The following is a 16,049-nucleotide window of genomic DNA, read 5'->3' on the forward strand; positions in this document are numbered from 1 at the left end:
AGTTACGCTACCTGCTGGGGGCTTTTTGGGGCTGATATTGCTACTAAGCAGCTTCCAAGCCGTCGCACAGTCAGGACCTTACGGCAACGAGTGGATAGTGCCGGGCCAGTCTTACTATAAAATCCGGGTAACGCAGGATGGTATTCACCGCCTCGACAACCAATACCTGACCCGCGCTGGCCTCAGCAACGGCACCGATCCGCGCCGCCTCCAACTCTGGCGGCGGGGCCAGGAAGTAGCCATGTATGTGGGCGGCAACCAAACCAGCCTCGACCCCAGCACCTTCATCGAGTTTTACGGCCAGCGCAATGATGGGCGTCTGGACCGCGGCATGTATAAGAAGGCCGTTGATCAGCCGCAGCCGCTGTACAGCCTCTTCACAGATACGGCTGCTTATTTTCTGACGGTGGCCCCACAGCTACCGGCCGGCGCATGGCGGAGCCAACAGTAGCTGCCTCTGGTGGCCAGCCCTATCACTTACAGCAGCGGCAGCGTATATTTTCTAGCGAATACTCTGATATAACAGAAGGTGTGCTTGCCTATATGCCGTGGGCTAGTGCGGGAGAAGGCTTTTTGTCGGGCCAGTTTGGTCGTAACGCAGTTAATCCAGCTGATTTTGAGGTGGATTCGCTGCAGAATGTAGCCAGCAGTGGTACGCCGCACGTAGTTGTTGGGCTGGTCGGGACTAGTCCATCCATACACATCACGCAGGTATCGGTGGTGCAGCCTGGCGGCACGGTGCGACTATTAGGTACGGTAGCTAATTACGACAGCTTTGATAGAGTGAAGGCGCAGTTTCCGCTGCTGCGCTCAGATATTGGCTCTGATGGAAAAGTAAAACTGCGGTTCGAAAACACTGGCCCCAATGATAGCCGCTTCCCCCGCGACCGGTCGCGGCTGGCTTATATAACGGTGGTCGCTCCCCGCGATAATCGCGTATTCAGCGAACGGCGCAGTACCGCCTTTAGCAATGATTCTACTTTGCAGGGGCCCGCTACCTACGTGCTCGAAAATGTGCCCGCTACCCTGCGCGGCTACGATGTTACGGATGCCGCGGCAGTTCAACGAATTGAAGGCAATAGCACAGGCGGTGCCCAGCGCAGCTACGTGTTTCCGGCGGCGGCAGGCCGCACACGCAATCTGTTGCTGGTCGATGCCGCCCGTCCCAGGGTGCCGCTGCCGGCCCGCCTTATTCGGTTTCGCACGATTACGCCTGCCGCTTACAGTTTTCTGGTAGTTAGTCACGGTTCTTTAATGCGCCCCGTCGGGAATGTGGCAAACCCTGTGCGGGCCTACGCTAGTTACCGTGCCTCCGCGGCCGGCGGCCGCCACGATACCCTCGTGGTAACAAGTCAGCAGCTCTACGACCAGTTTCACTACGGTGAGAAATCTCCCCTCGCTATTCGACAGTTTGCGCAGTGGATGCTGACAAGCAACCGCGAGAAGTATTTGCTGCTTTTGGGTAAAGGGCTGGCCACAGCAGAAGGTGTACGCACTGCTGCCGGTTCTTTTTATCATCGGCAAGTGCCGGAAAAAGATGCTCCGGTACTGGATTTGGTGCCAACCAGTACCCGCTCGCCATCTGATATATTTTTTACGGCTGAGTGGCAGCGTAACCAATACGTAGCTCGCATTCCCACGGGGCGCGTATCGGCCCAAACGCCCCAGCAGGTCGTTAATTACCTCAACAAGCTGCGGGAGCATGAAGGCCTCGGGCCAGAACCCTGGCGCAAGAATCTGCTGCACATGGCAGGCGGTGCCAATGAAAGTGAATTCGCTCAGTTTCAAAGTTATGTAAACGGCTATAAAGAGCGGGCCGAGAAGCCTTGCTTTGGAGGTACCGTAGTAAAAACCTACACCCGCGACACGCCGGGCGATTATCAGCGCTTTCCGATCACCATCAATATTGCGCCGGAGCTGAACGCTGGCTTAAGCCTGATAACCTACTTCGGCCACGGCTCTCCGCTAGTCTTCGACCTGAACCTGGGCGATATCAACGACCCCAGCAACAACTATAACAACCGGGGCAAGTACCCGGTCTTTATCGTTAATGGCTGTGCCGGGGGCTTCGCTTATGGTTCTTTTACCTCTATTGGTGAAGACTGGACGCTGGCGGCTGACAAGGGCGCTATCGGATTTCTGGCTGATTCCGACTTTGGCTACGATGGTCAGCTGGATGCTTTCTGCGACCGGATGTACCAGCTGCTCTTCAATGACCCGAATTGGTATGGGAAGCCCATTGCCGTAATTCAGGCAGAAGCGAACCGGCGCTTGCAGGCAGTGTTTGGCAATAACCCGAATGGTGTTTCGCTGCTGATGAACACGACGTGGCAAGGCGACCCCGCGCTGAAGCTTTATGCCCCCGACAAGCCGGACTTTGCCACGGCTGATTCGCGCTTGCAAATTGCCCCCCAGGCACCCGAAACCACCGTTCAGGCTTCGTCGTCCCGGTTTCAGCTGCGGGTGGGTGTCAGCAATGCCGGTAGCCTCTGCTCTGGCGGCACAAGCCTGGGTATTTCCGTAACGCGCCGCTATCCGGCTAGTGCTGCCCGGCCCGCCGAGGTGCTGCGCTTCGAGGTTCCGCAGCCCCGCCGCGATACGACCTATGTTTTTGAGCTTCCAAACACGGGTAATGTGTTCGGGGAAAACGAGTTTGTGGTGGTGTTGGATCCTGATAATAAGGTAACTGAGCTAAGCGAGACGAATAATCAAGCGGCTATTAAGTTCAATTTCCTGCAAGGCGGCGTTACGGCCCTCAGCCCTCCCGAGTTTGCGATTGTATCCAGCCCGGCCGTACGCTTAATCGGGCAAAACAATGACCCAAAGGCCAGCTGCGCTTCTATGAAATGGAGTTGGATACGGTGCCGACGTTTAACAGCCCATTGGTGCGCCGCACCACCGTGCAGGCTGCAGTTGCCCCAGAATGGAAGCCAACTTTGCCCCCGCGGCCGGCCGCGACAGTGTAGTATGGTACTGGCGGTTGCGGTTTCAAACCAGTGGTCCTAGCGAAAACCAGGAGTGGGCCGTCAGCTCTTTCCGCCTCATAAACGGTAGCCCCGGCGGCTGGTCGCAGAGCCACCATGGGCAGTTTCGCCGCGACGGGCGCACGACCGTGGACGTCGCGGCACCTTCGGGCAAGTGGGACTTTAGCGACCAAAGTATTGGCGTGAAGCTTTCTACCCGCGGCGGAAGCACCGGCACTGGCCCTACTTTCCTCACTTCCTATGGTATTGCTCCCGAGGGAACCAGCCCGTACGTCATTAACTGTGCGCCCTCCACGCCCAATATGCTGGCGGCAGTGTTTGATGGCCTGACCCTGAAGGCCGTTCGCAACGTGCCGGGCGCATACGATTCCTGCGGCCTGAACCCTAATATGTACTATCACTTTGCCCGCGAAGGCACGGCTGATAACCTGAATACGCCTGCCCGCCAAGCCCAGCTGCTGGCTTTGCTGACCAACCTGAAACCCGGTCAGTATGTGGCGCTGGTCTCGATGAATAAGGTAAACTTCTCTGCCTTCTCACCCGAGTTAAAAGCTGCTTTGAAGGCCCTTGGCTCTCAGCTGATTGATCAGCTGCAGGATGGTGACCCGTTCGTGTTCTTGGGACAAAAGGGTCCCGGAGCCCGGCCGGCTCAGGAGCGCACGTTTGACGCGGCTAGCACCGTGGCTCGCGCTGAGCAGATCATAACACTGGACGCTTTCCTGCGCACCCGCGCCGCCCGCGGCACGATAACTTCTACCCTGATCGGGCCGGCCAAGCAGTGGGGCACGCTCTTCCATACCGTGCGCACGGAGCCGTCCGACAGCTACACGCTTCGTCTGATTGGCATCGACAAAGACGGTAATCAGCGACAGTTGAACCCTGATGTGAAGAACCGTCAGCTGGCCTTGGCTGGGGTATCGGCGCAGGATTACCCATACCTGCAACTGGTTTTACAGATGCGCGACACGCTCAATAGGACGGCACCGCAACTGAAGCAATGGCTAGTAACCTATGAGGGCTTACCGGAAGGAATTGTTCGCCGCGACTTAGCGGAAGCAAAGGACGCGAAAGTGTACGATGCTGCGACGTTGGCCCAACAGGCCATGACCCGCGGCGAATTGACCTTCCCTGTCTACTTCCAAAATGTGTCGTCCTTAGATTTCGGCCAGCCGCTTGTTGCCGAAATCACGGTGCGCGATGCCAGCAATAATGTGCGTACGGCCAAGATTCAATCTCTCCGCCCACTTAAAGCTGACTCGACGGCTACCTTCAACATCCGCCTCGATGTACGCGGTTTGTTGGGGGCCATTACGGGGCAGGTAAACGTGAATCCGCGCCTGCTGCCGGAGCAGTTCTACTTTAATAATGAGTTGATACTGCCGCCTTTCACCATAGAAGACCGCAATACGCCACCTGTGCTCGATGTGGCCTTCGATGGGCAGCATATTCTGGATGGAGACATCGTGTCGCCGATGCCCGTTATCATGGTACAACTCAATGATGAGGATAAACTTCGCGCCGTCCGCGACCCCAGCAACTTTGATTTGTTCCTGACCAAACCCGGCGAATCTATCCCAATCAAGGTGCCGATGACGGGCTCCGACGTACTCTTCACGACCGACGTGGAGAAGGGCATCGCTCGCGTAGAGTATCAGCCTGGCAAGCAAACGCCTCTACCAAATGGCATTTATAAGCTGGAAGTACAAGGCCGCGACGCTACTAATCTGGCGGCCAGTACGCAGCGCTACTCTATTCGCTTCGAGGTGATTAATGAGTCTACCATCACCAACTTTTATCCGTATCCTAATCCTATCACCAGCAAAGCCAAGTTTATCTTCATGCTTACAGGCGCCGAGTTGCCCCGCGACCTAAAAATTCAGGTGATGACGCTGACGGGCAAAGTGGTACGTGAAATAATGATGGCTGAACTCGGCCCTCTGCATATCGGCAACAACATCACCGACTATGCCTGGGACGGCACCGACGAATTTGGCGACCAGCTGGCGAACGGTACCTACCTCTACCGCGTGGTGATGGACAACCCCGGCCAGTTTGAGCGCCGCCGCACCGCCGGCGACCAAGCCTTTAAGAAGGATTGGGGCAAGCTGGTGCTACTGCGTTAGCCTCGAATATTCAAATAAAAAAGCCCTCCAGAACTTATCTGGGGGGCTTTTTTAGTAATATGCATTCGCAATTAACGCCGGCGCAAGGTTACAAAGCTGAATGGATAGGCGTGCTTCTCGTCGGGCTCATAGCGTTCACGGGTTTCCTCGCGCCATTCGGTGTGGTTGAGGTCGGGGAAGGTAACGTCGCCCTCAAAGTCGTGGTGGACTTCGGTCAGGTAAATCGTGTCGGCTGCTGATAGTGACTGACGGTATATTTCGCCGCCGCCAATAACGAAGATATTTTCATCGTGGGTTTGTGCCAGTTCTATTGCTTCGGGCACGGAATAAGTTGTTTCTGTGCCGTCGGCTTTCCAATCGGGCTGGCGCGTAACCACAATATTCTGACGCCCCGGCAACGGCTTTCCGATTGCCTCAAACGTGCGCCGTCCCATGATAATTGGGTGGCCCAAAGTCAGGGCTTTGAAGTGTTTTAAATCCTTCGGTAAGTGCCAGATAAGCTGATTATCACGACCAATAACACCATTCTGAGCTACTGCAACTACTAAAGCAATCATATAATTCTTTTGATTAACGAGAAGTAATTTCTCCTCACTCTGCTGAGTAATGTCGTGCTGCAGCAAGCTCAGCCGGATCATACTAGCAGCTTATTTACTGGTCGAAGGGCAAACGGCTATTTCTGCAATGCCGACTGATTAAAACCACGCAGAAACTCCTGAATCGGCATCCGCTTTTTACCTTCTAGCTGCACATCCAATAGATCCAGCAGGCCATTGGTCGTTTGTACGCGCAAATAGGTGCGACCGTCGGAAAACCAGGTGCCTGGATACGTGGTGGTCGGGCCGGTAGAGTCCTCATCGTCGAGGGCCTGGGCGCGAAATACCTTCAGGATGCGGCCGTCGGGCAGGGTAGTGAAGGCTGTAGGGATGGGGGAGAGGCCACGCACCAGATTCACCAGCTGGGGGGCATTTTGCTTGAAATCGAGGCGGCCGGTTTCCTTCTGAATCTTGGGCGCAGGGCGTAGCTCCCCGCTTTCCATTTGAGGTAAGCTGGGCGCGGTGCCGTCCGCAATAGCTTGCACTGTGCGCAGAGCTAGGGCCGCTCCGGCCGTTTTCAGCTTCTCATACAAGGAGCCAAAATCATCCTCGTCCGTAATCGGCACGACATCCTGAAAAATCAGGTCGCCGGTGTCAATTTCGTGGCGCAGGAAAAAAGACGTTACGCCGGTTTGCGTTTCTCCATGAATCAGGGCCCAATTGATTGGCGCCGCTCCCCGATACTGCGGCAGCAAGGAGGCATGTATATTAATAGAGCCCATAGGAGGCATACTCCACACCGCTTGCGGCAACATCCGAAACGCCACGACAACCTGCAAGTCAGCTTCTAACTGCTTCAGTGCAGCCTGAAACTCCAGATCTTTCAGATTCGTGGGTTGCAATACGGGCACGTTGTGCGCCTGCGCGGCTTGCTTCACTGCCGATTCGGCTAGCTGGCGTCCGCGCCCTGCTGGCTTGTCGGGAGCCGTTATGACAGCTACCACCACACAACCGGGCCAGGAAAGCAAGGCTTCCAGCGTGGGTACGGCAAATTCGGGCGTACCCATGAAGACGATGCGCAGGGGTTGAAGCATAATTGATTTCTCGCAGTGTTACGCAGTGAAAAAATGCAGTGTTGCGCAGTGTTCAGGTGTCAACACACTGCGTAACACTGCGGGAAATTATGCCTCAGGATACAGCAAATACTTCTTGCGCATGGCCTTGTATTGACCCAGCGCCGGCTCCCAGGTCTTACGGATTTCGGCTTCCGACTTACCCGCTATAATTTGCTGGCGCAGGGCTGCGGTACCAACCAGGCGCTCAAATCCTTTATTAAAGAAGTTCGCTTTGTCGGTGCTTTGCTGGTAGAAGTCGAGCAGGTATTTCAGCGTAAAACCGATGTCGCCGTTGGTTTGGCGCAGGTCGAGGCCGTAGCAAAGCTTACCTTTTTGGGGAGGCGCGGTGGAGGCAGGATTGGGAGTAGGCGTGAAGCTGAACGGGCGGGTAGAAGGCTGAGTAGGCGCGCCAATCACTTCGAAAGGCATAGCTGTGCCCCGGCCCACGCTCACATCGGTGCCCTCAAACAAGCACAGCGTCGCGTATAGATCGACTGAGTGCGCGGTGGGCAGGTTGGGCGAGGGGCGAACGGGCAGCTTATAGCGCGTGGCATGCGTGTAGCCTTCCACCGGAATCACCGTCAGGGAGCATTTTTTGCCCCCCGCCAGCCAGCCTTCCCCATTTATCATCTGAGCCAGCTCGCCCATAGTCAGGCCGTGAACCACGGGAACCGGGTTCAGACCGACGAACGTTTTGAACTGCGGCTCCAGCACCGGGCCATCTACGTAGTGGCCGTTGGGGTTGGGGCGGTCCAGCACGATTACCGTCTTGCCCTGCTCGGCAGCGGCTTCCATCACGTAGTGCAGCGTGCTGCTAAATGTATAGAACCGGGCGCCAACGTCCTGAATGTCAAATACCAATACGTCCAGATCCTTCAGCATTTCGGGGGTGGGCTTACGGGTGGCGCCGTAAAGGGAGCGCACGGGCAGGCCGCTGCGGGCATCGCGCCCATCCTTAATTGTCGCTCCATCGGCCTCTTCGCCCCGAAATCCGTGCTCGGGGGCAAAAATGGTTTTGACCTGAATGCCTTGCCGAAGCAGCGTATCTACCAGATGGGAGCGGCCCACCAGGGAGGTTTGATTTACGACCAGCCCCACGCGTTTGCCCTTCAGCAGCGGCAAGTAGCGGTTGCCCAACTCAGCGCCCATGCGCGGCTCCTCCACGATTTGCTGCGGCGCCGACTGCACTGCTACCGGCGCGACTGTCGTACTGGCTTCGGTGGTTGCGCTGGGGGGCAAAGTTGGCGTAGTTTGGGCTGCGGAGCAGTTGGCCATCAATACGCTCAAACTTAATAGGCCGGGAAGGAAGGTTGAATACATGCGGAAATGGGGCTAGAAAACTGGACGGGTTAGAGTAGCTTTACGGCAGTGAATATATCGCGCTACATCTCCAGTAAGATTGACGGAGCCGACTCTGGGTCGTTTACTTCGTCGGTGACAAAAATAGCCATTATCAGCATTGCCCTCGGGCTGGCTGTGATGATTGTGTCATTTTCCATCTTGGAGGGCTTCCGAAACGAGATCCAAAGCAAGATTTTTTCCTTTGGCGCGCACCTGCAAATCAGCAAGTACGACACCAACAACTCCCTGAACGCCGAGCCCATTAGCGGGCCGCGTCTTATTCAGACGCTGCGCCGCTCGCCGCAGGTAGATGTTATTCAGCCTTTTGCCCGCAAAACGGCTATTATCAAAACCAAGGAAGAGGTGCTGGGCATCGTGCTCAAAGGAATTGATGAGAAGACGAGCCGCTCGCCTATGCGCCAAAATCTGGTGGCCGGTGAGTTTCTGACCTTTCCCGATTCCAGCGCCAGCAACGACGTACTGCTCTCCCGTAAAGTGGCTGATAAGCTGCGCTTGAAGGTAGGCGACGAGGCGCTGTTTTATTTTATTCAGAACCCACCCCGCGTGCGCAAATTCCAGGTGCGCGGTATCTACCAGACTGGCCTCGACGAGTTTGACGAGGTGTACATTATCGGCGATATTCGGCAAATCCGGGAGCTAAACGCTTGGCCTGATACCTTGGTGGGTGGGCTAGAGGTAACGCTGCGCGACTTTCAGCGCCTCGACCCCGTGTCGGATAACCTGTACGAAACGCTGCCCTACGACCTAAAGTTGGATAAGATAACTGATCAGTATGCGCAGCTGTTTGATTGGCTGAAGCTGCTGAATAAGAACGTTGTTATTTTCCTGATCCTCATCATCTTCGTGGCTACTTTTAACATGGTGGCCACCATATTTATCATGATTCTGGAGCGCACCAACATGATTGGTGTACTCAAAGCCATTGGCGCTACCGACAACCAGATTCGGAGCATGTTTTTCTTTCGGGGCCTGAGCCTGACGTTGCGCGGCATGCTCATCGGCAACCTGATTGGTCTGGGTTTCTGTGCCGTGCAGTACTACACCCACCTCATTCCGCTCGACCCCGAGAACTACTACATGGACCGCGTGCCGATTCACTGGGACCTCACCATCATCATCGTCCTGAACGTGGCTACCTTCCTCACTTCACTCTTGGCCGTGCTCATCCCAACGTACCTGATTTCGCGCATCATGCCCGTAGCCGCTATCAAATTCGACTAAACTAGGTATTTCATCAATAAAAAAGCCCCCTAGCAATGCGCTGGGGGCTTTTTTATTGATGAAATACCTAGCCACAATTTCTGTATTAGTCAAGGTGCCGGCTTTGCAGAATCAGGTTAGGATTGGGACACAACGCGGCCCACTTCTCGCGCTCCTCCAAAGGCGCCACGCCCGGAAAATCACCCTGTCGGCCCTGCATGTCAGCTATTACCTGAAAATGGAGGTGAGGCGGCCAGTCGCCATTCTCGGGGTGCGGGCCTACTTCGGCAAAGGTGACGCCGGGCTCGACCAGCATTCCCGGCCGTAGCAAAGCAACTTCGCGGCGGCCTAAGTGGCCGTAGAGGGTATAAAAAGTGGTGCCTTCCAGCTCGTGCTCCAAAATAACGGTTGGCCCGTAGTCGCCGAAATTCTCATTATCGGCCAGGCTGTGCACAGTAGCGGGCAAGGGCGACCAAACGGGCGTGCCGGCCCGCACCCACACATCGACGCCCAAGTGCAAAGAACGCGGATGCACAGTCGGGTCGCCAAACAAACCGGGGCTGCGGCGGTAGATAATACGATTCTCCAAATAGCCACCCACCCCAATCAGTCCCTCCTGAGCCTCCAGCAGCTCAGCTACTAACACCTCGAAAGCAGCGGTATCGCGCAAATCAGCCGATACTACCCTCGGATTGCGGTCGGTAAAATCGAGCCGGCATACCTCCGGGCTGTTCAGGTCGATGGGCAGCACCGGACCGAATTGCGCCTGATGCCGTTGTAAGAGTTGAGAAAGTTCAGTCATATTAATTTCGGGAGAAAATGACCGTTTATGAGGTATTTGAAAATGAAGAAAGCGTATACACGCGCTGGCTTTACCACATAAAGTCGGGCGCAAGCTAAGGTCTGAGCAGCATTAATCCCGTACTTTTGCCCCCTAGGTTTCCAAGTTCCTAAGCCCCAGTCTTCCATCCAGAATGAGCAGTCCTTACCTCACCCTCCACGTTGTCGAGCTCACCCACGAAACGCCCGACGCCGTTACGATTCACCTTGAGCTACCCACCCGCCAGCCCATTGCCTGCCAGCCCGGCCAGTTTCTAACCCTGATTCTGCCCTGCGGTCCGGGGGGCAAAAAAGAGCGCCGCGCTTACTCCCTGAGTAGCACGCCGCACGAAGCCCCGCGCTTGTCCGTCACGGTGAAGCGGGTGCCCGGAGGTTTGGTAAGCAACTATCTGCTTGATACAGTGCGCGTAGGCCAGCAGATAGAGGCCATGGCGCCGCTCGGCAACTTTACCGTAAAGCCCAGTCCCAAATCGGCTCGCTCGTTGGTTCTGGTTGGTGCCGGTAGCGGTATTACGCCTTTGATGAGTATTCTGAAATCGGTGCTGCGCGAGGAGCCTCAGAGTCATATTCTGCTCGTGTATGGCAACCGGAATGAGGAATCAGTAATATTCCGGCAGCAGCTAGCTACGCTGGAGCAGGAGTCGGGGGGGCGTTTGCAGGTCGAGCATGTGTATAGCCAGCCTGCCAATCCGGAAGCTGCGCAGCATAAAGGCCGTCTGAACCGCACGATGCTGTTGCGCATTCTGGAGCAGCGCCACCAGTTCCCGGCCGAGCAAGCCGAATATTACCTCTGCGGCCCCGATGGCCTGATGCAGGAAGCTCGTTCCGCGCTGGAGCTGCTAGGCGTTCCTGCTGCCCGTATCCATCGGGAAAGCTTTGTTGCGGCCGCCGACACTATTGAAGCTGCTGTTGCTCAGCCCAATGGGCACGGCGACGTATCATCGGCCGACGATGACGGCAAAATCGTGACCCGCACGGTAACCATCAATTACGAAGGCAGCGAATACAAACTGGTGGTTGAACCCAACCAAACGATTCTCGAAGCCGCCCTCGATCAGGATATCGACCTGCCTTATTCCTGCCAGGCGGGCTTGTGCACGGCTTGCCGCGGCAAGTGCCTGTCGGGCAAAGTACACCTGGACGAGCGTGAAGGCTTATCCGATTCTGAGATGAAACAAGGCTACGTCCTTACCTGCGTGGGTCATCCGCTGACAGCCGACGTTGTTATTGAGATAGCGTAAGGAACTAGCGAAACGGGATTTCGCGAAAATATCTCCTGTTGAGGTAGATTTGTAGTAAGTCGATTGGAATTTGCCTCAACTTTCGACAACATTAAATCGCTGGCTTATCTTGTACTTCCTATGCTACACGCCGCCCCCGAAATACAGCTCGCCTCGGCCACTGATACCCAGCGTCCCGCCCGCCGCTATTTGCCCGAAGATTTTATTGTAACGGATTGGTCTGCTCTGGAGTCCTACTTCATTGAGCTGCGCGACCGGCAGATAAATGCCCCCCAGGAACTGGAAGAGTGGCTGCTCGATCGGAGTGAGCTGGAAAGCGCGTTAAGCGAAAACCTGGCCTGGCGCTACATCCGCATGACCTGCGACACCCAGGACGAAGAGCGCGCCGAAGCCTTCCAGTATTTCGTGAGCGAGATAGAGCCCAATGTAGCGCCCTACGACCACGCCCTGAACGAAAAGCTCATTCAATCAGAGTACGTGGGCGAGCTGGACCCGCAGCGCTACCGCGTTTTCATTCGGTCGGTGCGGCAGGCGCTGGAGATTTACCGGGCCGAGAATATTCCGCTCAAAACCGATATCAGCACCAAGCAGCAGCAATACGCGGCCACCGTGGGCGCGATGACGGTTAGCATTAATGGGGAGGAAATGACGCTGCCGCGGGCCGCCGACTTTCTGAAAAACCCCGACCGGGCCGTGCGCGAGCAGGCGTATATAGCTATTCAGGAGCGGCGCTTACAGGATAAAGAGTCGCTCGATAAGCTGTTTACGCAGTTGGTGCGGCTGCGCCACCAGATGGCGCTGAATGCGGGGTTCAAGGACTTCCGCGACTACATGTTTGCCGCGCTGGGCCGCTTCGACTACACGCCGCAGGATTGCTTCAACTTCCACCGCGCTATCCGCGAAACGGTAGTGCCCCTCATCGACGACCTCGACTTGGAGCGCCGTCAGGATCTGAATCTGCCGGAGCTTCGGCCCTGGGACTTGGATGTGGATGTGAGCGGCAAAGCGCCCTTGCGGCCCTTCGAGACGGGTGCGGAATTGCTCGAAAAAACCATCACCGTTTTTCAACACCTTGACCCTTATCTAGGTGACTGTCTGCGCACAATGCGGCAAATGGGGCACCTCGATCTTGAGTCGAGGAAGGGTAAAGCGCCCGGCGGCTACAACTATCCGCTGGATGAAACCGGCGTGCCGTTCATCTTCATGAATGCCACCTCTTCCCTGCGCGACGTGGTAACGATGCTGCATGAAGGCGGCCACGCCGTGCATTCTTTCCTGACCCGCACCTTGCCGCTATCAGCCGATAAGCACCCGCCGAGTGAGGTAGCTGAGCTGGCCTCCATGAGCATGGAACTGATGAGCATGGACCATTGGGACGAGTTTTTCCCGGATGCCGATGAGCTACGCAGGGCCAAGAAGACGCACCTGGAAAGTGTGCTCGAAACCTTCCCCTGGGTAGCCACCATCGACAAGTTTCAGCATTGGATTTACGAAAACCCGGAGCACACCACGGAGCAGCGCCACGAGCGCTGGGTGCAGGTGTTCGACGAGTTCAACCAGCGCACAGTGAGCTGGAAGGGCTTGGAGCAATACAAGCCGTACTTGTGGCAAAAGCAGTTGCACCTCTACGAAGTGCCGTTCTACTACATTGAGTACGCCATGGCTCAGCTTGGTGCTATTGCCGTGTGGCGCAACTTCCGCCAGAATCCGCAACAGGGCTTAGAGGCTTACAAGCGCGCTTTGGCTTTGGGTTATACTGCCCCCATCGGCGAGATTTATGCTGCCGCCGGTATTCGCTTCGATTTTAGCACTGAGTATTTGCGCTCCTTAGCCGACTTCGTGCGCGAGGAAATGGCCCGGTTGTAAGAAGTATAAACAAGTAAGAGGCGGTCATGCTGAGGCCACGAAGCATGACCGCCTCCTAGTAGAAATAAAACCTAAAAAAGCCTCCCAGAATATTTCTGGGGGCTTTTTTAGGTTTAGAGGTTACAATTATTGTTGCAACTCAAATAAGGGTAGGGGCTGCAACTGGCTGTATTCGCCACCTATCTTGGAAATCTCAGACTCGTGTAGCTTGAGGTAGTTGTTGAACTGCTTCGCTGCCTGATCATAGCGGACACGGTGACCAACTACTTCACTATCAGCTGACTGAATGCTTTCAGTGAGCGTCTGGACGGTTTCGTTGGCAGGGCCGCTGGCAGGAAGAGCTACCTCGTAAATCGCCCGCAGTACCGAATCCTGGGCTGCGTCATAGGCATCGATACGCTCAGAGGCAGCCATGCTTTGTTGGGAGTAGCGCAACGTTTTGAGTCGCTCGTTGGCGCGGGCAAGCTGCTGTATCTGCGTTGCATTGGTATCAGGTTGCTTGCGCAATTCGCTTAAAACCTGTGTAGTAGCGCTCATTTTGGCGTCGTCACTGGCTATCATACGAGTCCAGCGGACGTCCAGTGTATCGCGGAATACATCAAGCTGAGCTTTCGCCGCCGCCGGCGATACCGGATCGACAATAGCTACTTTGTTAGCGCGGTCAGTTTTGCAGGAAGAGAAGGCGGCCATAAAAAGAATGAAGGCCAATGGAAATATTTTTTTCATAACGGAAATAACGCCGGAAATCGGCGAATAGCATATGCTGTTAGGTTGTTAAACGGGTTTAAATTGTTCAAATAGCTGTCGGCAGTCGTTGCAGTAGTGCATGGAGCGGCACAAAGTGGCTCCAAAAGGCGTTCGCAGCTCCGTATTGTGGCTGTTGCAGAAAGGGCATTGAGCGTATTCCAAGATGTCCAGATCCAGAATTCCCTGGTACGCGGGCGGAGGAGCCAGCCCAAAGTTCTTAAGCGCCTCCCGACCTTTCTCCGAAACCATATTCGTGTCCCAAGGTTCCTCAAAGCTCATTTCTGTTTGAACATCGGCTATGCCGTGCGCCTGCAAAGTCTGCACCACATCGCGCTGCATGTAGTCCATGGCCGGGCAGCCCGAAAACGTAGGCGTCATCTTCACCGTCACGCGGCCGCTTTCGTCTATCAGCACGTCGCGAATTACCCCCAAATCCACCAGCGAAAGCACCGGAATCTCAGGGTCTTTTACCGCTTCGAGCCAAGTAAGAATAGTGGCTTTGTCCATGATTAGGTTAGGAATAGGTAGTGCAGGTTTCCGATGAGCGGCTATATAACAAGCTGCATCCAATTACCATTCCGCTGTCGGATCAACCCGAAACACCTCCGCCATTTCATCGAGCAACGGCTGCAAATACTCCGTATGCTCGCCTATTCTACCACCAAATACCGGTGTCAATGCAGCCAGGTCAGGTATATCTAAAGCTGTCTGGCTGAGAATCTTGGTGATATTCTCCTGCCAGCGTGCCTTTATTTCGTCCTCGCCTACGAAGATGCCTTCCGAGATTATCTGGTCTTCGGCTGCTGTCTTCTCAAACAAACCCAGTGCGAAAGGCAAGGTGTAATTCAGTGAGTTTTGCAGCCGCTCAATAGCTTCTTCCGTCGAGCTGCCGAGTTGCTTTATCCAGGTGTTGGCGTGCAGCGTATGATATTTCAACTCGCCCTTCAGCTTGCGCGCCACTTGCGCCAGCGGCTCATAGCTACTGTGGCTGAGCGCTTCAAAGCGCAGAATCTCGGCGTGGTCATACAGGAAGTGGCGAATCAAACTGAAGTCGTATTCACCGATGGGAAGCTCTACCAGCTGCGCGCAGTGAAACTGGGGGCATTTCGGGTGAAAGCTACCGTGTCGGGTTCCGCTTCGCCGAGCTGGTGGAGCAGCGTGTAGAGTTGAAGGCTGTGGCCCAGCTTGTCTTGGGCCATGGAAGAGAAGGCAATGTCTTCTTCCAAAATAGGCCCCAGACCGTTCCACTCGGAATTGCGGTGACCCAGGATAAGCTGGTCGTCGGCCAGGCGGTAGAGCAGGTCTTTTAGCGCGTCGGTGTTCATGCTTGGGGGGCGTTTTCGGGGTTCTCGGCTTTGAAGCGCTCAATTTTGTCCTGCACTTTATAAGCCAGGGCATCGCGATATTTTTTCTCGGGAGTAGTCGACCAGATGTCGCGGTCATCTTCGTCCGAGCGCAAGATGTCGGCCGACCGAATCACCCATACATTCACTACTGGCCGCTGGTCGCCAAACACTGCTTTTGCCTGCTGCAAGGCCATCGTGTGCGAGCTGGCCCGCACCTTCCCAACATGAACGTGCGCTTTGCCGCGCTTCTTCAGGTGGAAAATGTCGTAATCTTCCTCCCCAGCCGCGTAAGCCACTTGTTCCTCCGCAGATTCGGAAAGCGGTGCTTCAGTAGGCTCATTTTGCCCCCCAGGCAGCGTATCGTACACTGAGCCCGTGTCGTCGCCGTAAGCAGTTACCTGCACCGCGCTGGTTGGAGTCACCCACAAACCGGTGCAGGCAAAACGACGACTATATTGCTCTTTACCAAACAGAAAGGCCACATCCAGAGAAGGCGCATGCACTGGCCCTACATAAGCGTAGGCAGTGCCTTCCTTTTTCTGGTGGAATACTTCGTAGGTCTCGAACTGATCTAAAGCGGGCTTATCCGGTGGAGGCGGAGGCGAATCGGGCAGCCCTAAACGGGCAATGCGGGGATCAAGAGAGGAAAGGGACATTGGAAAATCGTATGTCAAACAGATAGAACGTCA

13 protein-coding genes and 1 pseudogene are annotated in these 16,049 nt (G+C 55.5%); 6 read left to right on the top strand and 8 right to left on the bottom strand.

Going from position 1 to position 16,049, the window contains the following annotated elements:
• Window positions 1-25 precede the first annotated feature (25 nt).
• From H9L05_RS13780 to H9L05_RS13790, 3 genes are read left to right on the top strand one after another with little or no spacing between them, the layout of a single operon-like run.
• Window positions 26-451 (top strand): hypothetical protein, encoded by a 426-nt coding sequence (locus tag H9L05_RS13780; protein WP_187731457.1) that lies wholly within the window; start codon window positions 26-28, stop codon window positions 449-451.
• Window positions 433-3,006: a putative type IX secretion system sortase PorU2 gene (porU2, locus tag H9L05_RS13785; protein ID WP_455429302.1), complete on the top strand. Its 2,574-nt coding sequence runs from the start codon at window positions 433-435 to the stop codon at window positions 3,004-3,006. Before H9L05_RS13780 ends, porU2 begins: the two co-directional genes overlap by 19 nt.
• Window positions 2,924-5,107 carry an interleukin-like EMT inducer domain-containing protein gene (locus tag H9L05_RS13790; RefSeq protein WP_187731459.1) on the top strand — a complete coding sequence of 728 codons (2,184 nt, stop codon included), beginning with the start codon at window positions 2,924-2,926 and terminating at the stop codon, window positions 5,105-5,107. Before porU2 ends, H9L05_RS13790 begins: the two co-directional genes overlap by 83 nt.
• A gap of 71 nt (window positions 5,108-5,178) precedes the next feature.
• On the opposite strand, the gene H9L05_RS13795 is transcribed toward H9L05_RS13790, so the two are convergent.
• The 3 genes from H9L05_RS13795 to H9L05_RS13805 all read right to left on the bottom strand — a co-directional run bounded on the left by H9L05_RS13795 (window position 5,179) and on the right by H9L05_RS13805 (window position 8,078).
• Complete coding sequence (locus H9L05_RS13795) at window positions 5,179-5,745, bottom strand: dihydrofolate reductase (protein WP_317174963.1); 567 nt, start codon at window positions 5,743-5,745, stop codon at window positions 5,179-5,181.
• Between the two features lie 35 nt (window positions 5,746-5,780).
• Window positions 5,781-6,737, bottom strand: coding sequence for a methionyl-tRNA formyltransferase (gene fmt, locus H9L05_RS13800; protein WP_187731460.1), 957 nt, complete (start codon window positions 6,735-6,737; stop codon window positions 5,781-5,783).
• A gap of 87 nt (window positions 6,738-6,824) precedes the next feature.
• Window positions 6,825-8,078 (bottom strand): exo-beta-N-acetylmuramidase NamZ family protein, encoded by a 1,254-nt coding sequence (locus H9L05_RS13805; RefSeq protein WP_223284429.1) that lies wholly within the window; start codon window positions 8,076-8,078, stop codon window positions 6,825-6,827.
• Between the two features lie 48 nt (window positions 8,079-8,126).
• Between H9L05_RS13805 and H9L05_RS13810 the strand changes: the two genes are divergently transcribed.
• Entirely contained in the window at window positions 8,127-9,341 is a 1,215-nt protein-coding gene (locus H9L05_RS13810; RefSeq protein ID WP_187731461.1) for an ABC transporter permease, read from the top strand.
• A gap of 85 nt (window positions 9,342-9,426) precedes the next feature.
• Here H9L05_RS13810 and H9L05_RS13815 read toward each other — a convergent pair whose 3' ends face one another.
• Window positions 9,427-10,122, bottom strand: a complete 696-nt coding sequence (locus H9L05_RS13815; RefSeq protein WP_187731462.1) for a peptidoglycan DD-metalloendopeptidase family protein — start codon at window positions 10,120-10,122, stop codon at window positions 9,427-9,429.
• 172 nt (window positions 10,123-10,294) lie between these two features.
• On the opposite strand from H9L05_RS13815, the gene H9L05_RS13820 reads away from it, so the two are divergent.
• Together H9L05_RS13820 and H9L05_RS13825 are read left to right on the top strand one after the other, a co-directional pair.
• Window positions 10,295-11,401, top strand: a complete 1,107-nt coding sequence (locus tag H9L05_RS13820; protein WP_187731463.1) for a ferredoxin--NADP reductase — start codon at window positions 10,295-10,297, stop codon at window positions 11,399-11,401.
• A 120-nt stretch (window positions 11,402-11,521) separates the two neighbouring features.
• Complete coding sequence (locus tag H9L05_RS13825; RefSeq protein ID WP_187731464.1) at window positions 11,522-13,267, top strand: M3 family oligoendopeptidase; 1,746 nt, start codon at window positions 11,522-11,524, stop codon at window positions 13,265-13,267.
• Between the two features lie 126 nt (window positions 13,268-13,393).
• Here H9L05_RS13825 and H9L05_RS13830 read toward each other — a convergent pair whose 3' ends face one another.
• The 4 genes and pseudogenes from H9L05_RS13830 to H9L05_RS13845 form a co-directional block, all read right to left on the bottom strand.
• On the bottom strand, window positions 13,394-13,993 hold the full coding sequence (locus tag H9L05_RS13830) for a hypothetical protein (RefSeq protein WP_187731465.1): 600 nt from the start codon (window positions 13,991-13,993) through the stop codon (window positions 13,394-13,396).
• 48 nt (window positions 13,994-14,041) lie between these two features.
• The gene (gene paaD, locus H9L05_RS13835) at window positions 14,042-14,521 is read right to left on the bottom strand and encodes a 1,2-phenylacetyl-CoA epoxidase subunit PaaD (RefSeq protein ID WP_187731466.1); all 480 of its coding nucleotides are present in this window, start codon (window positions 14,519-14,521) and stop codon (window positions 14,042-14,044) included.
• Between the two features lie 63 nt (window positions 14,522-14,584).
• Window positions 14,585-15,339, bottom strand: a pseudogene (gene paaC, locus H9L05_RS26900) (1,2-phenylacetyl-CoA epoxidase subunit PaaC).
• On the bottom strand, window positions 15,336-16,016 hold the full coding sequence (locus H9L05_RS13845; RefSeq protein ID WP_187731467.1) for a phenylacetic acid degradation b: 681 nt from the start codon (window positions 16,014-16,016) through the stop codon (window positions 15,336-15,338). The pseudogene paaC and the gene H9L05_RS13845 overlap by 4 nt, the downstream one beginning before the upstream one ends.
• Window positions 16,017-16,049 lie beyond the last annotated feature (33 nt).

This window comes from Hymenobacter qilianensis, assembly GCF_014489555.1.
In the GTDB taxonomy this organism is placed as follows: Bacteria; Bacteroidota; Bacteroidia; order Cytophagales; family Hymenobacteraceae; genus Hymenobacter; species Hymenobacter qilianensis.